Origin of the sequence: Flavobacterium flabelliforme (genome assembly GCF_017948675.1) — a bacterium.
Taxonomy (GTDB): Bacteria; Bacteroidota; Bacteroidia; order Flavobacteriales; family Flavobacteriaceae; genus Flavobacterium; species Flavobacterium pygoscelis.
Map to the genome: position 1 here is coordinate 1,017,847 of NZ_JAGFBU010000001.1, position 24,485 is coordinate 1,042,331.

Consider the following 24,485-nt stretch of genomic DNA (forward strand, 5'->3'; position numbering starts at 1 on the left):
TATTGTTTCTAAATCGAGTGTTAAGTCGAAATTATTTTAAACGCGAATTCGCAAATTTTCATTATTTAAAAAAGAAAAAATTTGCGAATTTACGTTTATTTCAAAAAAGCTGTAATTTAATCTATAATATCAAATCCGCAGTACGGACGCAATACTTCTGGAATTACAATTCCTTCTGGCGTTTGATAATTTTCTAAAATCCCAGCTAAAACTCTTGGCAAGGCTAATGAACTTCCGTTTAAAGTATGTGCCAATTGGTTTTTTCCGTCTTTGTCTTTGAAACGCAATTTCAAACGATTTGCTTGAAAAGTTTCAAAGTTAGAAACAGAAGAAATTTCTAACCAACGATCTTGCGCGGTTGAAAAAACTTCAAAATCATAGGTCAAAGAAGCGGTAAAACTCATGTCTCCACCACAAAGACGTAAAATTCGGTAAGGTAATTTTAATTCTTGAAGTATCGATTTTACATGTTCTACCATTCCGTCTAAAGCTTCATACGATTTATCAGGATGCTCCACTCGTACAATCTCTACTTTATCAAATTGGTGCAAACGGTTTAATCCACGCACATGCGCTCCATAAGAACCCGCTTCTCTACGGAAACAAGGTGTATAAGCGGTGGTTAAAACAGGTAATTCATTTTCATTCAAAATCACATCACGAAACAAGTTAGTAACTGGAACCTCAGCAGTAGGAATCAAGTACAAATCATCTGTTTTATCATGATACATTTGTCCTTCTTTGTCTGGTAATTGTCCTGTTCCGTAAGCAGAAGCTTCATTTACCATGTGAGGAACTTGAACTTCACTGTAACCTGCAGCCGTATTTTTGTCTAGGAAATAATTGATTAGTGCGCGTTGCAATTTTGCTCCTTTTCCTTTATAAACTGGAAATCCTGCTCCAGTAATTTTTACACCCAATTCAAAATCGATGATGTCATATTTTTTTACTAATTCCCAATGTGGCTGAGCGCCTTCATGTAAAACGGGAATAGCACCTTCTTGAAAAACGTTTAAATTTTCCTCTGGAGTTTTTCCTACTGGAACAATATCAGCCGGAAGATTTGGCAACGTATATAATTTTTCTAAAAGTTCTGCAGCTAGAACATCAGCAGATTCTGCCAACTTCTTACTTTTTTCTTTTAATAAAATTGTTTTTTCTTTTAGAATTGCGGCTTTTGATTTCTCGCCACTTTTCATCAATTCCCCAATATCTTTGGATAATTTATTAGATTCTGATAAAATTCCGTCTAACTCTACTTGCGTAGCACGACGTTTTTCATCTAGTTGTACCACTTCTTCAACAATACTTTTGGCATCCATATTTTTTTTTGCCAAAGCATTGATTACTTTCTCTTGATTCTCTCTAATAAATGCAATTTGTAACATAATTGGGTTTTTATAACTATTATATTTCTATTAATGAAAGCAAATTTAAGGAAATGTTTGCTAGAAACGACTGAAAAATCAGTGATTTGTGTTTTGTAATTTCTAGGAAGAATTTCAAGAATGATTACAAATACAACAGTCTAGCTATTTCATGAATTAAATTTAAACTAATCTACCACCACTATTCTTAAATCCTATTCTCTCTTTATTTCATGACCTACAAACTCTTCAAGCGCCGCAAACATATCGTCTACAGAAAGTACTTCAAGATCGGGATGTGATTTTAAGAATTCTGCATTGCGTTGTACCAAATTTTCTTCAATTTCAAAAAAAGTATCATTATTCATCAAATCACGAACTGGATTTACACCTTCTAGCTTTCCTTTAAAAAATTTATCTCTTTTTACGCTGCTCATCAACTTGACTTTCTTGCATTGTTTCTGAAATAATTCTAGATGTTTTTCGGCACCAAGCAATTGCAATCCTTCTTCTATCAATTCATTCAATTCTGTGTTCCATTGAGAATTATAGACAAATTGTGCAAAATTACCTTCTGTATATTGAGACGTATAATAATCTAGATAATAACTCATCAAGGCATCTTCATGAATTAAATCATCATCGATTTTTTCCTCGCGCATTAAATTAATCACCAAAATATTCGAATTGATAACATCTTGTGGGTTTTCGCTACTTGCTGCTGTTTCTGAAATTATGATTCTACCGAATTCCATTGCTTATATTTTTAAAGAGTTTGCACGCAAATTTCGGATAAAAGAATAATACAAACACAAAAAATCATGCTTGTTTGCCTTTATATGGAATAAAAAAAAACGGAAACAACTTTAAAAGTCGTTTCCGTTTTAATACATCTCAAAAACTTACGATGTAAAAATAACTAAATTATCTGGTGTAAACTGATATTGCTGTACCATTTTTTAACTTTAATTCAGTAAGAGTAAGATTAACAATATCATAAGTAGTGGTTACACCATTTATAACAGTTGTTAATTTATTATCTGGTCTGCTATAAGTTCCTGAAACTGTTGTTAAAGCACATGGACTTAAAGTAGAATCATAATCTCCTGAAACTAATGTGTTATCAATTTTAAAACTAAGATAATCATGATCACATCCTGTTACATTTTGTGGCGGATCTACCAATGTCTCTACACCACCAATATTTGTACCCACTTTTACTACACCCCATTTTCCTGTAATAGGAATAATTGTTGCTCCTTCATTTTCATCATTACTGCTACAAGAAGTTGCAAATAATCCGATACTCAATGTTAATGCTAATAATATGCTTCTAATTTTCATGTTTGTTTGTTTATAATTAATAATGGCTAAATTAACTTGATAGCGTTTAAAAATTGTTACATAGTATTTGGTCATATTTACATAATTACTTCATTTTATTATTTAGTTCAAAAGCATTAATTTATCAAAGATTGTTTATTTGATTATACAAAGCGCTTTCACACATACAACTAGCAGTAAAAAAATATATTTTTGTAGGAAAAAAAACAATATATTTGAGAAACCATATAATTTCAATGTATGAAAAAACTACTTTTATTTTTGATTTTTACTTTTGCTCTGCCTATTTTTTCACAAGAAAAAGAAACAGGAGCAAAATCAATAATAGATCAAAAAGCACCTAACCTGGTAGTCGAAAAATGGCTTTCTGATCCACCGGAATTAAAAGGTAAATTTGTGATAATCGACTTTTGGGGAACTTGGTGCGAATCATACCAAACTTTGACTCCTAAATTAAATAGTATAAGCAAAGAGTTTAAGGAGGATTTAATTGTAATTGGTATAAGTGATGAAAGAGAACGTAAAGTAAAGAAAGTAATAACTCCTAAAATCGAGTACTACAGCGCAATTGATACTCGAAGAAAATCATATAAAGCCTTGAAAATAAGAGCTCTTCCGCATTGCATTTTAATAGATCCCACTGGAATTGTGCGTTGGGAAGGCAATCCTATACAAAATGGATTTGAACTAACCCCAAATGTCATTAAAACGATTATTGAGAAGTATAAAAAAAGCACACCAACAAATACAGCGATTTTGAACGAATAAAACTTACTCCTGTTCGCTATTTTTTTGTAAATTAATTTTGGCAACTAAAGCTTTCAATCGCATGACTTTTTCTTTCTTTTGTTCTTGAAGTTTAGCTTTTTTACGATTGAGCAATTTAGTATGCAACGCTTTGTTTTTAGTGTTTTTTTCAGGTCCTTTTGCCATTTTAAAAATCTAGATGAATTACGTTTACAAAGATAAATGAATTAAAGAAAACCTAAATTTAAAAAATTCTCTTCTAAAGCTTATTCCTTCTTTGCAATAAAAAGAAAACTACACCTCCTATAAAGTAAAGCAATACATCAATCCAGTCTGCTGTGTATCTAACATTTACTTTAGGAAGATAATATTCGAAATAAAAAGAGTAGAAAGAGGACAAAAAGAGAATAAACCCAAGTGGGAATTGAAACAAAGGATCTTTTTTTAATCTTCGGATTATAAATTGGATTGCACCCAGCGCTATGGGAACATAAAGCAAATCATTTAGATAATTATTAATAAGGCTAGGTAATGAAAAATGCAAGCGCTGCAAAGCATAAATAGTCAGAGCGATAAAAAATAGCAAACCATAAAGTATTTTTCTAAACATTATCTATTTTATTACTCCATTTAAAAATCTTACTTTTTGTTTTAACCCGCTGCAGCGGCGGTAACCGCAGCGATAATACCTCCTATAATTACAGCAAAGAAAAGCCAAATTGAGTAAATAGCTTGAAAAAGATATCGTATCAAAACATTAGAATGCTCTAAACCATTATTAAAATAGACTTCTATTTTGCTTGGTGGCTTTTTTGTTTTTTCTTTTTCGTCTAATTTTTCTTGAAGTTTTTTCTGGGTTTCAAGTCGGCGCTTAAGAACCAAATCTAATATAGCACCACAGTTCTCGCAATACTCCTTATTTATATTGACTGTATTGCAATCTGAACACTTGATGTAGGATTTGGTCATTATACTATTATTAGCTCTGAATTAATTTATACAAAGCTATGAAAATTGGACTGAAAGAAAAGTTTTAGAAAGTGTCTATAGTTAGAATTGTATCAAATAAGAAATAGCTAATGTTTGAAACTAAGATTACTAAAGAATAATAAAACAACCATGAAACCCTTAAATCCTAGCCCCGATAGCAGTGAAAATCCTTTTGTTTCTCTCGATAATTATCGAGAGAAACAAAAGATTGTAACGTATAACGGGAAATAGCTCCAAATAAAAATTCTATTGCTTATTTTTGCATCAAATTAAACTGAATTATGTTACAAAATCCAAAAAGATATACGATTACAGCGGCATTGCCTTATACGAACGGACCGATTCACATTGGTCATTTGGCGGGTGTTTATGTGCCTTCAGATATTTATTCTCGTTATTTACGTTTGCAAGGAAGAGACGTTTTGTTTGTTTGTGGAAGCGATGAACACGGAGTGGCTATTTCGATGAAAGCCAAGAAAGAAGGAATTACCCCTCAAGAAGTAATTGACAAATACGATGGAATAATCCGTAAATCGTTTTCTGATTTTGGAATTTCTTTTGACAATTATTCAAGGACTTCGGCGAAGATTCATCACGATACGGCTTCAGATTTTTTTACAACCTTATATAAAAAAGGTGATTTTATAGAGCAAGTAACCGAGCAATTGTATGACGCCAAAGCAGATCAGTTTTTGGCAGATCGTTTTGTAGTAGGAACTTGCCCAAAGTGTGGTAACGAAGAAGCTTACGGTGATCAATGCGAAAAATGCGGTTCTACTTTGAACGCAACTGATTTAATAAACCCAAAATCTACAATTACAGGAGAAACACCTATTATGAAATCGACGAAACACTGGTTTTTGCCTTTGGATCGTTATGAAGATTTCTTGAAAGAATGGATTCTTGTTGGACATAAAAATGACTGGAAACCCAATGTTTACGGTCAAGTAAAATCATGGATTGATGGCGGATTAGAACCTCGCGCCGTAACTCGTGATTTGGATTGGGGAATTGATGTTCCTGTGGAAGGTGCTGAAGGTAAAAAGCTATATGTGTGGTTTGATGCGCCTATTGGCTATATTTCTTCTACTAAAGAATGGGCTTTGCGCGAAGGAAAAGAATGGGAACCGTATTGGAAAGATCAAGACACCAAACTGGTTCATTTTATTGGTAAAGACAATATTGTTTTTCACTGTATCATTTTTCCAGCGATGCTTAAAGCCGAAGGAAGCTACATTTTGCCAGACAATGTTCCTGCAAATGAGTTCCTGAACTTAGAAGGAAATAAATTGTCGACTTCTAAAAACTGGGCCGTTTGGTTGCACGAATATTTAGAAGAATTCCCAAATCAGCAAGATGTTTTGCGTTACGCTTTGACATCTAATGCGCCGGAAACTAAAGACAATGATTTTACTTGGAAAGATTTTCAAGCTAGAAACAACAATGAGTTAGTGGCGATTTACGGAAATTTCATCAATCGTGTGGTAGTTTTAACTAACAAATACTATAATGGAATTGTACCTCAACCAAATGAATTATCAGAAGTTGACGAAGCAACTTTAACGGAATTGAAAGCCTATCCGGCAGTCATTTCGAGTTCATTAGAAAGATATAGATTTAGAGAAGCACTAGGTGAATTAATGAATGTAGCTCGTCTTGGAAATAAATACTTGGCGGATGAAGAACCTTGGAAAGTCATTAAAGACAATCCAGAGCGCGTACAAACACAAATGCATGTAGCCTTGCAAATCGCTGCCGCATTAAGTTCACTTTGCGAACCGTTTTTACCTTTTACAGCAACAAAATTATCAAGAATTTTAAAAATAGAATCTCCATTGTCTTGGAATACGATTTCAGAAAATTCAGATTTGATTGCTGCAGGACACCAAATTGGCGAAGCCGAATTGCTTTTTGCAAAAATTGAAGATGAAGAAATTCAGAAACAAATAGATAAACTAGAAGCGACTAAAACAGCAAATAAAGCCGAAAACAAAGTTATAGAATCTCAAAAAGACTTGATTCAATTTGATGATTTTGCCAAAATGGATTTACGTGTAGGAACCATTTTAGAAGCTACAAAAATGCCAAAAGCAAATAAGCTTTTGATTTTGAAAGTAGATACTGGAATTGATGTTCGTACCATTGTTTCTGGAATTGCCGAAAGTTTTAAACCCGAGGATATTATTGGTAAGAAAGTGACAGTTTTAGTAAACTTGGCTCCAAGAAATCTTCGCGGCGTAGAAAGTCAAGGAATGATCCTGATGACTACTAATGCAGAGGAAAAATTAGTTTTTATAAATCCAGATGCAGATGCTGACAATGGAGAGACTATAAATTAACAATACAACTAAATATAATCTTCACTATTTATCAGAAATTAGGTTTTCGATAATTAGTGAAGTTTGTATTTTTAAATAAAAAACAATGACAAATGCAAAACCGAGATTAGCTCTAGCGATTGGAATTTTATGCATTTCGGTTTTTCCAATACTGGTCAAGCTCAATCTTACCGGAGGATTAATTTCGGCTTTTTATCGAATGGCAATTGCTGCAATGCTATTACTGCCTTATGTTGTAATTACCCAAAAATTCAAATTACCAAGAACTAGTATTTTACTATTAGCCATTGTTTGTGGTCTTTTATTCGCCTCTGATGTTGCGGTTTGGAATATTTCTATTCAAGAATCAAGTGCTACTCAAGCTACTTTACTAACCAATCTTTCACCGGTTTGGGTTGGAGTGTTTTCTTTTTTATTCTTAAAGAATAAACCAGCAACTAATTTTTGGATTGGCACATTGATAGCAATTTTTGGTATGATTACTCTGGTTGGTTTCGAATTTTTCTTGAACTTAAATTTTAATACTGCTTTTTTACTAGCCATATTATCAGGAGTTTTATACGCTGTTTACATGCTGGTTAGTAAAAACATTCTTTCTGAGATGGACGTTGTTTCTTTTATGATGGTTACGCTACTAACTTCTACTTTATTTTTAGGAATTGTTTGCTTGATTTTAAAAGAGCCTTTTAGTGGGTTTTCTAATTTAGGCTGGGTAGTTTTATTTATTCAAGGAATAGTTTGTCAACTGATTGCATGGTTATTAATTAGTTATGCGACTCAAAATATGCGAGCCACGCGAGTGTCCTTATCTTTGTTGGGACAAGCAGTTTTGGCAACTCTTTTAGCTTGGTTATTTTTAGACGAAAAAATCACATTTCAGATGATTATTGGCGGTTTGATTTTACTGTTTGGTATCCGAATCACCTTTTACAGCAAAACACTTTCACTAAAAAAGCTATTTAATAAAACACTTAATTAGAAACATATACAAGTATGAAAAATATAAAAGTAATTGCATTTGATGCTGACGATACTTTATTCGTAAACGAAACTTACTTTGCCGAAACGGAAGAGAAATTCTGTAATTTAATGAGTGATTACTTATCCAATCAAGGAATTGCAAAAGAACTTTTCAAGATTCAAATTGACAATTTAAAAATATACGGTTATGGAATAAAAGGATATATTCTTTCTATGATCGAAGCAGCTATGAAAATTTCGAACAATACTATTTCGGTACAAGCTATAGAGCGCATTATTCAATACGGAAAAGAATTGACTGAAAAGCCTATCGTACTATTAGAAGGTGTAGAAGAAACATTACAATCTTTGCATGGCAAATACAAATTGGTTGTTGCCACAAAAGGAGACTTATTAGACCAACGCAGAAAATTACACAATTCGGGATTAGGAAAGTATTTTCATCATATTGAAGTGATGTCTGATAAACAAGAAATTGACTATAAAGATTTGATAAAAAGATTAGAAATCGAACCTTCAGAATTCTTTATGATTGGAAATTCTTTAAAATCGGATGTTTTACCCGTTTTAGCTATTGGTGCACATGCGGCTCATATTCCTTTTCATACTACTTGGGAACATGAAAGAATTGATCATGAAATAGAGCATAAAAATTTTAATACATTCGATAAAATAAGTCAGGTTTTATCATTACTAAATCAATAGTTATTGGGTGTTTTTTAAAAGCAATAAAGTTAAATTAAACTTAATTTACCATAATTTAAGCCTAATTAGCTGTTTTTGGGAGCTTTTTTCTTAAAAATTATTCATAAATTATTTATATAAACGAAATTATTTGTTTAAAAAATACTTTATAACGCAACATTCTGATCAAAACAGTCCATTATTTGTATAATATTAGTTTTTTTTTATATAATTAACTGCTTGAAATTTCTTATCTAACTATAAGTTGTAATTTTGCATAAAACTTATAAAAATTACAATAATGAAAAAATTAATGTTTGCATTAGTTTTTGCTGCTGCAGCCTCGACTGCAAATGCTCAAACTGATATGGGAAAAAGCGCAGGGACAGATTATAATAAATGGTCTGTTGAATTAGCTGGTGGTGTTAACAAAACACAAAGACCAATGACTGCTGGTTATTTCACATCTACACCAAGTCCTTATGTAGTTGATCTTGGAGTTAGATACATGTTCAACAATAAATTTGGTTTAAAAGCAGACTTTGGTTACAACAGTTTTCAAGGTAAAAGTGAATCTAAAGATTTTGACACTAAGTACTACAGAGCAGATTTACAAGCAGTAGCTAACTTAGGTAGAATCATGAACTTCGAATCTTGGACTAATACTATTGGTTTATTAGGTCATGCTGGTTTTGGTTTAGCTCAATTAGAAGATCAAAATTCTTCTTTGAAAGACAGAATGGGTAACTTTATGGCTGGTGTAACTGGTCAAATTAGATTATCTAACAGACTTGCTTTAACAGGTGATTTTACTACTATTCTTAACGCTAGTCAAGATGCTGCTTTCGATGGTGCAAGCGCTTCTTCTACTAGAGGTTTTGGTGGAATCCTTTTTAACGGTACAGTTGGTTTGACAGTTTACTTAGGTAAAAGTGAAAAACATGCTGACTGGGCTACTGTTGTTGACAAAGATATGTTAGCATTAAGAAGCAGAGTTGAAAGTTTAGAAAATATGTTAGTTGATGCTGATCAAGATGGCGTTGCTGATTATTTAGACTTAGAAAAAAATACTCCAGCTGGAGCAATGGTTGATACTAAAGGTAGAGCTATTGACAAAAACAATAATAATGTTCCTGATGAAACAGAAGCTTATATATTGAAAAACTACGCTAGCAAAACTTCAGATGTAACTAAAATTGCTGATAGCGAATTGATCAAAAACTTAATCAATGATGGTTATGTTTGTACTTACTTTGATTTCAATCAAGCTAAACCTACAAACGTTTCTGTAGAAGGAATCGATTTTATCTTAACTTACTTAAGAAACAATCCTTCAGCTTCAGTTGAAATTATTGGTCATGCTGACGAATTAGGAAGATCTGCTTACAACGATAAATTATCTAATGCAAGAGCTACTAATGTTAAGAACACTTTATTAAAAGCTAACATCGATTCTTCAAGATTGATCATTGTTGCTGCTGGTGAAGATAAATCAGTTCAAAAAGATTCAGATGCTGCAAGAAAATTAGTTAGAAGAGTTACTTTCAGAGTAAAATAATCTAATTACTATATTATTTAAAAGCCCTAAAGGAAATTTCTTTAGGGCTTTTTTTATTTGAATAATTATTATTTATATCTCTAGATAATTATTATCAACAGCAAATAAAACTCCATTACTTTCCTAAAAGCAATACTTCATTAGCTATAATTTCTGTTATATAACGCTTTTCTCCATTTTTGTCATCATAGCTTCTATGAGTTAACTTCCCTTCAATACCTATTTCCCTTCCCTTAGTAACAAACTTTTCTATAATTTCTGCAACTTTTCCCCAAGCGGTCACACGATGCCATTCTGTCTGCTCTACTTTATCACCATTTTCTTTGTAATAAGCATCATTTGTTGCAATAGTTATTGTTGCAATTTTTTTCCCTCCCTCTAATGTTTTTACTTCAGGATCTTGACCTACTCTTCCGATTAATTGTACTTTGTTTTTCATGGCTTGTAAATTTAAATATTAGTGTATATAGTTTATTTGTTAAAACGTTTATTCGATTTCAACAAGGCAAAGATGCGATGCGTTTCAAAAATTATTCGGTTACTAACTACTTACTTTCGGTTGTAATTAATTGTAACCGTTTGTAAATGGAAATAAATTGTTATATTTGGTAAAAACAATCCAGTATGCAAACCCATATAAATAAAGTAGAATTAAGAAATTTAAAATACGATGACTATAAAGAGCTAAAAAAATCGATGGTCGAGTCCTATCCTGAAATGGAAGGATCGTATTGGAGAGAACACCAAATAGAAAAATTATTAAGCATCTTTCCAGAAGGGCAATTGGTAATTTTAGTAGACGGAAAAGTAGTTGGATCTGCTTTATCATTAATTGTTGATGAAAGTGTAGTTGATAAAAATCACAATTACTCAGATATCACAGGAAACTACTCGTTTTCGACACATAATTCAAACGGAGATGTTCTCTACGGAATTGACGTTTTCATTCATCCTAATTATAGAGGACTGCGTTTGGGCAGACGTTTATATGATGCAAGGAAGGAATTGTGCGAACAATTAAATCTAAAAGCTATAGTTTTTGCCGGAAGAATTCCTAATTATGGCCAACATTCCAAGGAAATGACTCCAAAGAATTACATAGAGAAAGTAAAAAAGAAAGAGTTACACGATCCGGTACTTTCGTTTCAATTGAGTAATGATTTTCACGTAATTCGAGTAATGAAAAATTACTTGGAAGGCGATTCAGATTCAAAAGAATTTGCTGTTCTATTAGAATGGAATAATATTTATTTTGACGAAAGTCCAAGACTTATTAACTTAGAGAAAAGTGTTATTCGATTAGGATTAGTACAATGGCAAATGCGCCAATTAAACAATTTAGAAGCTCTTTTTGAACAATGTGAATTTTTTGTAGACGTAGTTTCTGGTTACGGAAGTGATTTTGCATTATTTCCAGAACTGTTTATAGCTCCTTTGATGGCAGATTACAATCATTTATCAGAAGCAGAAGCAATACGCGAATTGGCCAAGCATTCTGATCCTATACGCAAACGTTTTCAAGAATTAGCAATATCTTATAACATCAACATCATAACGGGAAGTATGCCATACTTAGAAAATGGCACCTTGTACAATGTTGGTTTTTTATGCAAAAGAGATGGAACTTCTGAGATGTATTCTAAAATTCACGTAACGCCAAATGAAGTTCAACATTGGGGAATGACTGGCGGATCTACAATAAAAACCTTTGATACCGATTGTGGTAAAATAGGAATTATGATTTGTTATGATGTCGAATTTCCAGAACTCTCTAGATTAATGGCAGATGAAGGCATGAATATTCTATTTGTACCTTTTTTAACCGACACTCAAAATGCCTACACTAGAGTAAAGCATTGTGCGCAAGCCAGAGCTATCGAAAATGAATGCTATGTTGCTATAGCCGGTTGCGTAGGAAATTTACCTAAAGTAAATAACATGGATATTCAATACGCACAATCAGCCGTATTTACTCCTTCTGATTTTGCTTTTCCAAGCAACGGGATTAAAGCAGAAGCTACAACAAATACAGAGATGACACTTATTGTAGATGTAGATTTAAATTTATTAAAAGAACTTCACGAACATGGAAGTGTCCGAATTCTTAAAGATAGAAGAACTGACTTATACGACATTAAAAAAATCAAGTAATGAGCAAAGCCTGTTTAGAATGTGGAGAAAAAATTGTAGGTCGGGAAGATAAAAAGTTTTGCAGTGATGGCTGTCGCAACGCCTACAACAACAAAATAAACAAAGACAGTACTAATTTCATGCGCAACATTAATAACAAGTTGCGCAAGAATTACCGCATTTTAACCGAACTTAATCCCGATGGAAAATCTAAAGCAACCCGAGCAAAGCTGATCAGTAAAGGATTTGACTTTGATTTTTTTACTAATATTCTACAGACAAAAACAGGCAATACCTACTATTTCCTTTACGATCAAGGCTATATGATATTAGAGAATGATTTTTATATGTTAGTCAAAAAAGATATTTAGAACCCCAATTCTACCAAAAATGAAAAAAAGATATTTCTCTATTATTGCCATTCTATTCCTCTGTTTCACTTTAGCTTTTGTTTTCTTCACAATGATGCCGCAAGGAACTCATGATGACGAAGGAATGCTTACTGAATTTTCGACGCAAAGAGCCTTAACAAAAGTGGCGGAAATTGCAAAACAACCGCATTATGTTGGTTCTCAGAATCATGAAGTAGTAGCAAATTATCTTGTAAAAGAACTTGATGATTTAGGATTACAAACTTCTATTCAAGAAGGATACACATTGACGGAATGGGGAAATTTGGTAAAATCTAAAAATATTCTAGCTAAAATAAAAGGAACTAATAACTCAAAAGCTTTGTTATTGCTTACCCATTATGATAGTGCTCCACATTCCTATTCTCTAGGAGCGAGTGATGCAGGTTCGGGCGTGGCAACAATTCTAGAAAGTGTTCGTGCGTTTCTATACAACAAAACTCCACATAAAAACGATATCATCATTTTGTTTTCTGATGCAGAAGAATTAGGATTAAATGGTGCTGCTTTATTTGTTACTCAACATCAATGGGCAAAGGAGGTTGGTTTAGTTCTAAACTTTGAAGCTAGAGGAACGTCTGGACCAAGCTATATGCTGATGGAAACCAATAAAGGAAATGCTGGCTTAGTCAAAGAATTTGCAGCAGCAAAAACAAAATTTCCTGTATCAAATTCATTAATGTACAGCATTTACAAAATGCTACCTAACGATACAGATTTGACTGTATTTAGAGAAAAAGGGAATATTCAGGGTTACAATTTTGCCTTTATTGATGATCATTACAATTACCACACCGCACAAGATGATTTGAAACATTTAAACAAGAATAGCTTAAAACATCAAGGCTCTTATTTGATGCCATTATTAAATTATTTCTCTAATGTAGATCTAAAAAATACACAACAAACGGAAGATTATGTCTATTTTTCTGTCCCTTATTCCTTCATTAACTATCCTTTTAGCTGGGTAGTGCCAATGGCTATTATTGCTTTACTCCTCTTTGTAATATTGATATTTGTAGGCATCGCAAAAAGAGTACTCTATTTCGATGAAATTATAAAAGGATTTATCCCTTTATTACTTTCCCTTATTATATCAGGCATAACCTCTTTTGCAATCTGGAAATTATTGCTCGTTATTTATCCACAGTATAATGATCTGTTGAACGGATTTACCTATAATGGCCATGCTTACATAAGTGCTTTTACTTTATTAGCAATTGCGATTACCTTCTTAATTTACCATAGATTTTCTGCCAAAAAAACCACCTTAAATTATTATGCTGCTCCATTGTTACTATGGATAATAATTAATTGTGCTATCGCTTTTACTTTAAAAGGAGCTGGATTCTTAATTATCCCTGTTTATTTTGGACTTTTCATTTTTGGATTTTTTATTATAACTCAAAGATCAAATAGAAGTTTAAATTTAATTTTAAGCATTCCTGCCTTATTACTTATCGCACCGTTTATTCAGATGTTTCCAATTGGATTAGGACTTAAAGTTTTGTTTGGAAGCGCAATTCTAACCGTACTAACATTTGTTTTATTACTTCCTGTTTTTGGAGCTTTCTCTAAAAAAGGAATCTGGTCATTAGGATTTTTTATATTATCTATTGGCTTTTTTGCCAAAGCACATTATGAGTCGGGTTATGAAAATGGAAAAGCCAAATCAAACAGTCTATTATATCTTTACAATGCAGATACAAACAAAGCAAGTTGGCTAACATACGACACTAACTTGGATTTTTGGACAAAAAAATATTTAGGCACTACGCCGAACGAAGCGCAAGCTGCAGAAGCAATTCCGCTATTTAGCAAATACAATTCTGGATTTACGTATAGCGCAACTGCGCCTAAAAAAGAATTAAATAAACCCACGATAGAATTTCTTGAAGATAGAATTATAGGCACTCAAAGGTATTTGAAAATCTTAATCACTCCGAATAGAAGCGTGAACCGATATGATATTTTTGCTAATGAAAATATGAATATTCACAATTTTAAAGCAAATGGAGTAAAGTCACTAAGTCAGAAAAACTCATTATACAAACGTAAAGGCAAGAAAATAATTAGTTATTATGTCGTAGAAAACACACCATTAGAAATGCAATTTAGTATTGACTCTAAAGTTCTTTTTGACATGGAATTATTAGAAAGTTCTTTTGATTTGATGACCAATCCACTATTTAAAATGCAAAAAAGAGAAAATTGGATGATGCCAACTCCTTTTGTACTTAATGATGCCGTTATCATTAGACAGAAGATAAAACCAACTCCAGTTATAGCAACTCCAGTTGTGGTAACACCAATTGTGACGTATTCTAAACCAAAACGCAGTACGCATATAGTTATTGACACTTTAAAATTAAATCAATAAAAGCTGATTTTTGAAACTAAAAAACAATTACGACATATAAAAATGAAAAAAATAAGTATTCTAGGTTGTGGATGGTTGGGTTTCCCTTTGGCGAAAGCATTAATAAAAAAAGGATTTCTAGTAAATGGATCTACTACTTCTGTAGAAAAATTAGCTGTTTTACGACATGAAGGCATTACTCCTTTTTTGATAAACATTTCTTTACCGGTAGTTCTAGAAAATAATAATTGTGATACTTTCTCAGATTCTATGAGCGCGTTTTTGCAAGAAAGTGATACTTTAATAATTGATATTCCTCCTAAACTTCGTGGCGATGAAGCAGCAACTATCGAAAAAATATTTGTAAAAAAGATAGCTTCTTTGATTCCGTATATCGAAAAATCAACAATAAAAAACGTATTATTTGTGAGCTCTACTTCGGTTTATGGCGAACAACAGCTTAATGTAAGTGAGCACACAACACCGAAACCGGACACCGAAAGCGGCAAACAACTACTAGAAGTCGAGCAAATTTTACAAAAAAACATAAATTTTAAGACAACTCTACTTCGTTTTGGAGGTTTAATTGGAGAGGACAGACAACCCGGAAAATATTTAGCTGGCAGAGAAAATCTAGAAAATCCTGATGCTGTAGTCAATTTGATTCATCAAGAAGATTGCATTGGTATCATTATAAAAATCATTGAAACCAACAATTGGAATGAAACCTTCAACGCTGTTTCTCCGTTTCATCCTACTCGTGAGGAGTATTATACCCAAAAAGCAAGTGAATTAAATTTAGTTTTACCAAAATTTGATCATTCTAAACCTTCATCTGGAAAAATAATTGAAAATGACAAAATAGAACTCCTTTTAAAATATACTTTTACAAAACCAAATTTGTAATGTGAAAGCTAAAATAAAGAATGCTGTTTCGTCTCGTATCAATATAATTGGATTACCAATATTAGCGCTGTGTTTTGTAAGTTTCTTTTGGGGAACTACTTGGATAGCATCAAAAGAAGGCGTCAAACATATGCCTGCTTTGCAACTTGTAGCAATTAGACAATTTCTAGGTGGTTTTTTATATATTTCCTTCTTTCTGTTCAAAAAAGCACCTTGGCCCAAAGGAAAACAATGGAAAACGATTATTATCCTTAGCATACTTAATTTCGTTTTAAGCAACGGATTAAGCACTTGGGGTGTCAAGTACATTAGTAGTGGTTTAGGAGCAATAATTGGCGCGCTTGTACCATTATGGGTTGTTATAATCACATTTTTTAGAGGAGAGCGTTTGTCTCGCTTATCGGTAATTGGTATGATGATCAGTTTTAGCGGTATTTGTGTGATTTTTTACGACCATTTGACCGATTTTTTAATTCCAAGTTTCCGATTCGGAATACTAGTTTCTGTTGCATCTACATTAACCTGGGCTTTTGGAACATTATATACCAAGAAAAAAGCAGCCACTTTTAATCCCTATTTTAGTTTAGGATTACAAATGTTTCTTTCTAGCATTTTAATTTTTGCCTATACGGGAGCTACCGGAATATCAGTGCCATTAAGTCAAATTCCAGCTATTTCGTGGTGGTCTATTGCCTATTTAGTTGTTTTTGGATCCGTACTTACTTTTATTGCTTTTATTTATGCTCTTCAGAATCTGCCAGCAGAGATCAGTACGATTTACTCCTATATCAATCCTATTGTAGCAGTGCTCTTAGGAGCTATAATCTTTGGCGAAACGCTAAACGCGGCTATCGCAATAGGCGGAAGTGTTACCTTACTAGGATTGTATATGGTGAATCATTCTTTAAGAAAATCTAGAAAAAAGGCTATTAATAGTGTTTAAAAAAAAATCCCATTTGTTTTCACAAATGGGATTTTTTTTATTGAAATAGTATTTACCAGATTCTAACTCTCTTCTCTGGTGCGATGTACATTCCATCATTTGCTTTAATATCAAAAGCTTTATAGAAAGTATCTATGTTTTGCAAAGGAACATAAGCGCGGTACATTCCTGGTGAATGCGGATCCGTTTTCACTTGATTCTTTAGTGCTTCATCACGCATTTTTGAACGCCAGATGGTTGACCAAGAAATAAAGAAACGTTGTTCTGGAGTATACCCGTCAATTAATCCTGGATTTGGATTTTCTTTCAGATACAATTGTAAACCATCATAAGCAGCATTTACTCCACCTAAATCACCAATATTTTCTCCTAGTGTAAACTTACCATCTACAAAAGTTCCTGGCAATGGTTCTAATGCGCTGTATTGTGCTGCAAGAGCTCCTGTTAAAGCTGAAAATTGCTTTAAATCTTCGGCAGTCCACCAGTCAACAAGATTACCATCGGCATTGTAACGAGATCCTGAGTCATCAAAACCATGTGAAATTTCATGACCAATTACACCACCAATTCCACCATAATTAACCGCTTCATCTGCTTGATAATTATAAAATGGAGGTTGCAATATAGCCGCTGGGAAAACAATTTCATTATTAGAAGGATTGTAATACGCATTCACTGTTTGTGGTGACATTCCCCATTTGTCTTTATCAACTGGCTTGCTCAACTCAGCAATATTTTCATTAAATCTCCATTGCGCAATATTTTTAACATTGTCAAAATACGTTCCGCCTTCTTCTGGACTTTTAATGGTCAAGGCAGAGTAATCCTTCCATTTGTCTGGATACCCAATTTTGATTCTTGATTTGTGTAATTTTGCAAGAGCACTTACTTTGGTTTCTGCAGACATCCATGACAAATTGTTGATTCTGTTTTCGAAAGCCAAAAATATATTTTTGATCATTTTCTCTGCTTTCGCTTTCGCTTCAGCTGGGAATTTTTTCTCCACGTATAATTTCCCTAAAGCTTCACCCATAGTTCCATTAATAGTTTGCAATGCATTTTCATCACGTGGTCTTTGCTTTACAGCTCCAGTTAAGGTTTTCCCGTAAAAATCAAAGTTTGCATTTTCTATAGTTGTAGACAATTGACTTGAAGCTCTATTTAATAAACTCCAACGCATATAAGCTTTCCAGTCTGCTACTTTATTTTCTTTAAAAATAGTTTCTAAAGCGGTCATGTATTTTGGCTGAGAAACAATAACAGTATCTACTTTTGTCAATCCAATTTTAGTAAAATAAGTATTCCAATTGATAGATGGCGTCAATTTACTTAATTCTGCCAATGTCATCGGATTATAGGACTTACGACGATCTCTACGTTCTACTCTGTCTAATCTTGGCACTGACATTTCAGTTTCAAGCGCTAGTATTTTTTCTGCATTTAATTTTGCAACAGCAGGTTTATCACCAAGAAACTGTAGCATTTTAGCAACATGTAAAACGTATTTTGCACGTTTTTCTTTAGAATCAGCATCTTCAGAAACATAATAATCTCTATCAGGCAATCCTACACCGCCGGGACCTAAATTAATTACATTTCTATTACTATTTTTAGCATCTGTTCCTACTCCCGCACCAAAAAAACCGATACCACCAAAAGGTTCCAATTCTATAAGCAAAGCCTCTAAATCCTTAGTGTTTTTTACGGCATTAATTTTTGCTAAATAAGGTTTTAATGGAGCGATTCCGGCTTTGTTCCTTGCTACTGTGTCTAGAATAGTTCTGTATAAATTTACAGCTTTACCTTGATCAGTGTTTGATTTATAACTTGGATTTGTAGTTGCTTCTTTCAAAATTTCTAGAGCATCTGCATCGGTTCTTTGGCGTAGCTCATCAAAACTTCCCCAACGCGTTCTATCATTTGGAATAGCAGTATTGTCTAACCATGTTCCGTTTACATAGCGAAAAAAATCATTACTTGGTTTTACATTCTTGTCCATGTAATTTACATTAATTCCAGGCTCCTTGGAAGCGGGAGCATTTTGGGCTTGACTTACAGCAAAGCCTAAAACTGCAGGAATGACAAAAAGCAGTTGCTTATTTTTCATTGTTTTCATTTTTATTAGTTATTCAGTTATCTCACAAAGCTATTAATAAAACTTTAATTTATTTGTTAAATGTTAGAAATCAAAAAAATCCCATTCATTACTTGTTCAGTAGCGAATGGGATTTTTATTTGTTTTTTTTAATCTAAATACTATTACCAGATTTTAACACGTTTTTCTGGTTCAATATACATTCCTTCTCCTGGTTGAATGTTGAATGCATCATAAAAAGCATCTACATTTTGTACAGGGACATAAGCTCTATACATTCCTGGAGAATGCGGATCTGTTTTAACTTGATTTTTGATAGCTTCATCACGCATTTTTGTACGCCAAACTGTAGCCCAAGAAATAAAGAAACGTTGCTCTGGAGTATATCCATCAATTAATCCCGGATTACCATTGGCTTTTAAATACATTTGAAGACCATCATAAGCAGCGTTTACTCCACCTAAATCACCAATGTTTTCCCCTAAAGTAAATTTACCATCTACATAAATACCTGGCAACGGTTGTAAAGCACTGTATTGGTTGGCAAGATTAGTACCTAAAGCGGTAAATTGTTTTAAATCCTCTGCAGACCACCAATCAACTAAATTTCCATCGGCATTGTAACGCGCCCCAGAATCATCAAAACCATGAGAGATTTCATGTCCAATAACCGCTCCTATTCCACCATAATTTACGGCTTCATCTGCTTCATAATTATAAAAAGGAGGTTGTAAGATGGCTGCTGGAAAAACAATTTCGTTATAAGACGGATTGTAATAGGCATTAACGGTTTGAGGAGACATTCCCCATTCTGTTTTATCTACAGGTTTATACAATTTATCTACAGATTCTTTGAAAGCCCATCTCGAAAGATTTTCGACATTTTCAAAATAGCTTCCTCCTTCTTCTACGCTGCTAATCTTTAAAGCGGAATAATCTTTCCATTTGTCTGGATATCCAATTTTGATTGTAATCTTATTTAACTTTTCGATTGCTTTTACTTTTGTTGCAGCCGACATCCAAGTTAGATTGTTAATTCTGTTTTGGTAAGCTAAAACAACATTTTTAATCATGTTCTCTGCTTTAGCTTTAGCTGCAGCTGGAAACATTTTCTCAACATATAATTTTCCTAAAGCTTCTCCAATTGTACCATTTATAGTTTGTAAAGCACGCTCATCACGTGGTCTTTCCTTGATGGCTCCTGTTAAAGTTTTACCATAAAAATCAAAATTAGCCGATTCTATTTCTGTTGACAATTGTTTAGAAGAATCTCTCAACAAAGTCCATTTCATGTATTCTTTCCAGTCATCAACTTTATTTTCTGCCAAAATAATTTGCAAAGCCTTCATGTATTTTGGCTCAGAAACGATTACAGTACTTAGTTTAGTTAATCCTAATTTAGAAAAATAATTTTTCCAATCGATCTCCGGAACTATTTTTTCCAATTCTTTTAAAGTCATCGGATTGTATTGTAATCTTCCGTCTCTTTGCTCTACACGATCTAATCTTGGTCGTGACATCGCTGTTTCTAAAGCTAACACTTTGCGAGCGCTCACTACTGCTTTTGTTGGATTTTCACCTATAAACTGCAACATTCTAGCCACATGCAATTCATATTTTTTTCTTTTTTCTTTAGAATCTTTATCATTTGCAGAATAATAATCTTTATCTGCCATACCCAATGATCCTGTACCTAGAAAAACAGAATTTTTGTTGCTGTCTTTATCATCAGCACCTATATAAATGCCGAAAAAACCAGCACCACCAATAGGTTCCATTTCAATTAAGAATTTTTGTAAATCCTTAGCATTTTTAATCGCATCAATCTGAGCAAAATAAGGCTCAAGTGGAGTGATTCCTCTTTTATTTCTTCCTACTGTATCTAAAATAGTGTTGAAAAGATTGACCGCTTTTCCTTGGTCAGTACTTGAAGTATAAACTGGATTTTTGGAAGCTTCTTTCAAAATATCCATTGCATCTTTATCGGTTTTCTTCAACAATTCGTTAAAACTTCCCCAAGAAGTTCTATCACTTGGAATTTCAGTTTTATCCAACCACATTCCGTTTACATACCTAAAAAAGTCATCATTGGGCTTCACTTTTTTATCAATATTTGAGACATTAATTCCTGGTACTTTCGTAACAGGAACAGACTGCGCTTGCGTTCCAGTAAATCCTATTATTGCAGGAATCACAAAAAGAAACTTTTTATAAAGCTTTAATTTCATTTTTTATCGAGTTTAATTAGAAATACAAAGCTATCATTAATTATTTTATTTATTTACAAGATTGCGTTAATTTGAGAATTAACAATTGTATTAACAGTAAATTATAAATTAAATCCTCTTAAAAACTGTAGTAATCTTTACTCAAAATGCAGTGCAATCGTACTGAATAAGATTATGTTAATTTAGATCGTAACCGATTAGGTTTTTGTATTTTTGCATCAAAATAGCATTATGTTAGCAATTCTTAAAAAATACAGACTCTTTTTAGGTGTTTTTATTGTTTTTTCAGCAATCGTTTTATCGTTGTTTTATTCGGCTTTAAAGCCAAAAAAAACGCTTCCTATTTATAATCCTGCAGATGTAAACCCTGAATTAGTAGATAGCACTGTACAGTATAAAAGTAAATACCATACTATTGGTGATTTTTCATTCATCAATCAAAATGGAAAAACCATTACTCAAAAAGATTACGAAGGAAAAATATATGTTGCCGATTTCTTTTTTACCACTTGTGGATCGATTTGTCCAAAAATGACCTCTAATCTCTCTGAAATTCAAACAGCCTTTGCCAATAATCCAAAAGTAAAATTGCTTTCTCACACTGTTTTCCCAGAAACAGATAGTGTTCCCGTATTAAAAGCTTATGCCATAAAACACAACGTAAATGATTCAAAATGGAATTTAGTTACGGGTGACAAAAAAGAAATTTACACGATGGCCAGAAAATCCTATTTGGCTGTAAAATTGGGAAAACCAAGTGAATTATACGACATGGTTCACACCGAAAATTTTGTTTTAGTGGATACTAAAAAACGCGTTCGAGGATTTTATGACGGCACCAAAAAAGAAGATATCCAACGACTAATCGAAGATATTACTTTTTTAAGTAATGAATAAGCGAATCTAATTTCTATTGGTCTAAAAATTTCCTTACAAAATACACAATTACTTTATCACAGCCTTTATTTGTTTAGATTCAATTAGCATACAAATGTGATATTTATCATTTTTGTTTGTTTTAAAATGTGTACTTTTGCAATATTAATTCAATCTAAATAAGCTTTGCACACCACGATACATTCTCTCAAAAAAGGCGAACAAGCCATCATAAAAGACTTTGACATCGATGCCGTTCCTTTAAAATTATTGGAAATGGGTTGTTTGCCTGGTAATGTGGTTGAATTACTTCAGATTGCTCCTTTTGGAGATCCTTTATTTTTAAACATTAACGGTTCGCATGTTGCGATCAGAGTGGAAACAGCAAAAGAAATTGAAGTTGACATTATAAAACTCAACTTATGGTAAGCAAACAAGACATCAATATTGCCTTAATTGGCAATCCAAACGTTGGTAAAACTTCCGTTTTTAATCAACTCACAGGTTTAAATCAACAAGTTGGGAATTACCCTGGAATTACAGTTGAAAAAAAGATTGGTTTTTGCAAATTACCCAATAATATCAAAGCAAATATTCTTGATTTACCAGGAACTTATAGCCTAAATGCTAGTTCAATAGATGAGAATGTTGTTATTGAATTATTGCTTAACAAAAATGATAAGTTATATCCTGATGTTGCATTAGTGGTAACTGATGTAGAAAATTTAAAGCGAAACTTACTTCTCTTTACCCAAATTAAAGACCTTGAAATTCCTACGATTTTAGTCATTAATATGGCCGACCGAATGAAGTTCAAAGGAATTTCTTTAGATATTCCGTATCTGGAAGAACAGCTAAAAACCAAAATCGCACTTATCAGTTCAAGAAAAGGTTTTGGAATTCAGGAATTGAAAGAAATGATTATTACTTACAGAACGCTTTCGACAGAATCTTGTTTGAATGCTTCTGTGATTGATCCTGAATATTTTGATAGTTTACGCAAAGCATTTCCAAACCAGTTGTTGTATAAATTATGGTTGGTAATTACGCAAGATGTAAATTTCTTAAATCTAGAACGTAACGAAATTAGAAGTTCATTTACTAAATCTCACTCTGATTTAAAACGTTTACAACAAAAAGAAACCATCAAACGCTACCAATTCATCAACGATGTTCTGAAGGAAGGTTTGAAAATTGACACTTCGATTGCAAAAGATTATAGAAGCAAATTAGATCGCGTACTAACGCACAAAGTATGGGGATATGTAATATTCTTTTTGATCTTGTTTGTTATTTTTCAATCTATTTTTGAATGGTCAACTATTCCTATGGATTTTATTGATAGCACATTTGCTTCACTAAGCGCTTATTCCGCAGAAATAATGCCGGCAGGTGTTTTGACTAATTTAATTTCGCAAGGAATTATTCCAGGAATTGGAGGGATTTTAATATTCATACCACAAATCGCATTTCTTTTCATGTTTATTTCGATACTTGAAGAGAGTGGTTATATGAGCCGAGTTGTTTTCCTAATGGACAAAATTATGCGAAAATTTGGTTTGTCAGGAAAAAGTGTGGTTCCTCTTATATCAGGAACTGCTTGCGCTATTCCTGCTATTATGGCTACTCGTAACATCGAAAACTGGAAAGAAAGACTGATTACTATTTTAGTAACTCCATTTACGACTTGTTCGGCTAGGCTTCCCGTATATGCAATTATAATTGGACTGGTAATACCTGACATGCATATTTTTGGCTTTTTGAATATGCAAGGATTAACGTTAATGTTGTTATACTTAATTGGTTTTGGAACAGCCATTTTCTCCGCTTACATTTTAAATAAAATACTGAAAATAAAAGGGAAAACGTATTTTGTTGTAGAAATGCCAAATTACAAATTACCATTATTTAAAAATGTAGCTATAAATGTAATTGAAAAAACGAAGGCCTTTGTACTTGGAGCAGGAAAAATTATTCTAGCAATATCTATTATATTATGGTTTTTAGCTTCTTACGGTCCTGGGAAAAACTTTAATAATGCAGAAAAAATAGTAACCGAAAACAATAAAAATAATCCTTTACCTCATCAAGAGTTTGAAAACGCAGTGGCTTCTCAAAAACTCGAAAATTCCTATATTGGTTTAATGGGAAAAACTATTGAACCTGCTATTTCACCATTAGGTTATGACTGGAAAATAGGAATTGCCATCATCAGTTCGTTTGCAGCGAGAGAGGTTTTTGTGGGAACATTAGCAACTATTTATAGCGTTGGCGGAAGTGATAATGAAGTTACCATCAAAAATAGAATGGCAGCCGAGGTAAATCCTATAACTGGTGAAAAGGTTTTTAATTTTGCTTCTGGTATATCATTACTACTGTTTTATGCTTTTGCTATGCAATGTGCTGGTACATTAGCGATAACAAAAAAAGAAACTAATTCTTGGAAATGGCCATTAGGTCAACTGGTATTTATGTCTGGATTTGCTTATCTAGTGGCTTTATTAGCCTATCAAATTCTAAAATAACAA

At 32.8% G+C, this 24,485-nt stretch carries 22 protein-coding genes; 13 read left to right on the forward strand and 9 right to left on the reverse strand.

Annotated features, from left to right (window positions below; all coding sequences use genetic code 11):
• Positions 1-116: 116 nt before the first annotated feature.
• The 3 genes from serS to J3S90_RS04485 form a co-directional block, all read right to left on the reverse strand.
• The gene (gene serS, locus J3S90_RS04475) at positions 117-1,388 is read right to left on the reverse strand and encodes a serine--tRNA ligase (protein WP_210645006.1); all 1,272 of its coding nucleotides are present in this window, start codon (positions 1,386-1,388) and stop codon (positions 117-119) included.
• A gap of 194 nt (positions 1,389-1,582) precedes the next feature.
• Positions 1,583-2,122, reverse strand: a complete 540-nt coding sequence (locus J3S90_RS04480) for a DMP19 family protein (protein ID WP_210645008.1) — start codon at positions 2,120-2,122, stop codon at positions 1,583-1,585.
• 169 nt (positions 2,123-2,291) lie between these two features.
• Positions 2,292-2,711, reverse strand: a complete 420-nt coding sequence (locus J3S90_RS04485) for a lipocalin family protein (RefSeq protein WP_188049171.1) — start codon at positions 2,709-2,711, stop codon at positions 2,292-2,294.
• A gap of 240 nt (positions 2,712-2,951) precedes the next feature.
• On the opposite strand from J3S90_RS04485, the gene J3S90_RS04490 reads away from it, so the two are divergent.
• The gene (locus tag J3S90_RS04490; RefSeq protein WP_210645010.1) at positions 2,952-3,479 is read left to right on the forward strand and encodes a TlpA family protein disulfide reductase; all 528 of its coding nucleotides are present in this window, start codon (positions 2,952-2,954) and stop codon (positions 3,477-3,479) included.
• 3 nt (positions 3,480-3,482) lie between these two features.
• Here the strand turns inward: J3S90_RS04490 and J3S90_RS04495 are convergent, their stop codons facing one another.
• From J3S90_RS04495 to J3S90_RS04505, 3 genes are all read right to left on the reverse strand, one after another.
• Positions 3,483-3,644 carry a hypothetical protein gene (locus J3S90_RS04495; RefSeq protein ID WP_210645012.1) on the reverse strand — a complete coding sequence of 54 codons (162 nt, stop codon included), beginning with the start codon at positions 3,642-3,644 and terminating at the stop codon, positions 3,483-3,485.
• Positions 3,645-3,717: 73 nt separating this feature from the next.
• Positions 3,718-4,068, reverse strand: a complete 351-nt coding sequence (locus tag J3S90_RS04500) for a hypothetical protein (protein WP_210645014.1) — start codon at positions 4,066-4,068, stop codon at positions 3,718-3,720.
• Positions 4,069-4,109: 41 nt separating this feature from the next.
• Positions 4,110-4,427, reverse strand: a complete 318-nt coding sequence (locus J3S90_RS04505; RefSeq protein ID WP_188049175.1) for a hypothetical protein — start codon at positions 4,425-4,427, stop codon at positions 4,110-4,112.
• A gap of 302 nt (positions 4,428-4,729) precedes the next feature.
• Between J3S90_RS04505 and metG the strand changes: the two genes are divergently transcribed.
• From metG to J3S90_RS04525, 4 genes are all read left to right on the forward strand, one after another.
• Positions 4,730-6,787 (forward strand): methionine--tRNA ligase, encoded by a 2,058-nt coding sequence (gene metG, locus J3S90_RS04510; protein ID WP_210645016.1) that lies wholly within the window; start codon positions 4,730-4,732, stop codon positions 6,785-6,787.
• An 85-nt stretch (positions 6,788-6,872) separates the two neighbouring features.
• Positions 6,873-7,766, forward strand: coding sequence for a DMT family transporter (locus J3S90_RS04515; protein WP_210645018.1), 894 nt, complete (start codon positions 6,873-6,875; stop codon positions 7,764-7,766).
• Between the two features lie 14 nt (positions 7,767-7,780).
• Positions 7,781-8,473 (forward strand): HAD family hydrolase, encoded by a 693-nt coding sequence (locus J3S90_RS04520; protein WP_210645020.1) that lies wholly within the window; start codon positions 7,781-7,783, stop codon positions 8,471-8,473.
• A gap of 280 nt (positions 8,474-8,753) precedes the next feature.
• A complete protein-coding gene (locus J3S90_RS04525) occupies positions 8,754-10,010 on the forward strand; it encodes an OmpA family protein (RefSeq protein WP_210645023.1) in 1,257 nt (418 codons plus the stop codon).
• A 115-nt stretch (positions 10,011-10,125) separates the two neighbouring features.
• Here the strand turns inward: J3S90_RS04525 and J3S90_RS04530 are convergent, their stop codons facing one another.
• Positions 10,126-10,449, reverse strand: coding sequence for a single-stranded DNA-binding protein (locus tag J3S90_RS04530; protein ID WP_188049180.1), 324 nt, complete (start codon positions 10,447-10,449; stop codon positions 10,126-10,128).
• Positions 10,450-10,634: 185 nt separating this feature from the next.
• Here J3S90_RS04530 and J3S90_RS04535 point away from each other — a divergent pair, with 185 nt between their 5' ends.
• The 5 genes from J3S90_RS04535 to J3S90_RS04555 all read left to right on the forward strand — a co-directional run bounded on the left by J3S90_RS04535 (position 10,635) and on the right by J3S90_RS04555 (position 16,758).
• Positions 10,635-12,161 (forward strand): bifunctional GNAT family N-acetyltransferase/carbon-nitrogen hydrolase family protein, encoded by a 1,527-nt coding sequence (locus tag J3S90_RS04535; RefSeq protein WP_188049181.1) that lies wholly within the window; start codon positions 10,635-10,637, stop codon positions 12,159-12,161.
• The gene (locus J3S90_RS04540) at positions 12,161-12,511 is read left to right on the forward strand and encodes a hypothetical protein (protein ID WP_188049182.1); all 351 of its coding nucleotides are present in this window, start codon (positions 12,161-12,163) and stop codon (positions 12,509-12,511) included. The genes J3S90_RS04535 and J3S90_RS04540 overlap by 1 nt, the downstream gene beginning before the upstream one ends.
• A 91-nt stretch (positions 12,512-12,602) precedes the next feature.
• Complete coding sequence (locus J3S90_RS04545; RefSeq protein WP_210645513.1) at positions 12,603-14,930, forward strand: M28 family peptidase; 2,328 nt, start codon at positions 12,603-12,605, stop codon at positions 14,928-14,930.
• A 42-nt stretch (positions 14,931-14,972) separates the two neighbouring features.
• Positions 14,973-15,815: a Rossmann-fold NAD(P)-binding domain-containing protein gene (locus J3S90_RS04550; protein WP_210645025.1), complete on the forward strand. Its 843-nt coding sequence runs from the start codon at positions 14,973-14,975 to the stop codon at positions 15,813-15,815.
• A 1-nt stretch (position 15,816) separates the two neighbouring features.
• On the forward strand, positions 15,817-16,758 hold the full coding sequence (locus J3S90_RS04555) for a DMT family transporter (RefSeq protein ID WP_210645027.1): 942 nt from the start codon (positions 15,817-15,819) through the stop codon (positions 16,756-16,758).
• A 52-nt stretch (positions 16,759-16,810) separates the two neighbouring features.
• Here J3S90_RS04555 and J3S90_RS04560 read toward each other — a convergent pair whose 3' ends face one another.
• Positions 16,811-18,874, reverse strand: a complete 2,064-nt coding sequence (locus tag J3S90_RS04560) for a M13 family metallopeptidase (RefSeq protein WP_210645029.1) — start codon at positions 18,872-18,874, stop codon at positions 16,811-16,813.
• 143 nt (positions 18,875-19,017) lie between these two features.
• Positions 19,018-21,081, reverse strand: a complete 2,064-nt coding sequence (locus J3S90_RS04565) for a M13 family metallopeptidase (protein ID WP_210645031.1) — start codon at positions 21,079-21,081, stop codon at positions 19,018-19,020.
• 231 nt (positions 21,082-21,312) lie between these two features.
• Between J3S90_RS04565 and J3S90_RS04570 the strand changes: the two genes are divergently transcribed.
• The 3 genes from J3S90_RS04570 to feoB all read left to right on the forward strand — a co-directional run bounded on the left by J3S90_RS04570 (position 21,313) and on the right by feoB (position 24,482).
• On the forward strand, positions 21,313-21,978 hold the full coding sequence (locus tag J3S90_RS04570; RefSeq protein ID WP_188049187.1) for an SCO family protein: 666 nt from the start codon (positions 21,313-21,315) through the stop codon (positions 21,976-21,978).
• 165 nt (positions 21,979-22,143) lie between these two features.
• The gene (locus J3S90_RS04575) at positions 22,144-22,386 is read left to right on the forward strand and encodes a FeoA family protein (protein ID WP_188049188.1); all 243 of its coding nucleotides are present in this window, start codon (positions 22,144-22,146) and stop codon (positions 22,384-22,386) included.
• Positions 22,380-24,482, forward strand: a complete 2,103-nt coding sequence (feoB, locus tag J3S90_RS04580) for a ferrous iron transport protein B (RefSeq protein WP_210645033.1) — start codon at positions 22,380-22,382, stop codon at positions 24,480-24,482. The genes J3S90_RS04575 and feoB overlap by 7 nt, the downstream gene beginning before the upstream one ends.
• Positions 24,483-24,485 lie beyond the last annotated feature (3 nt).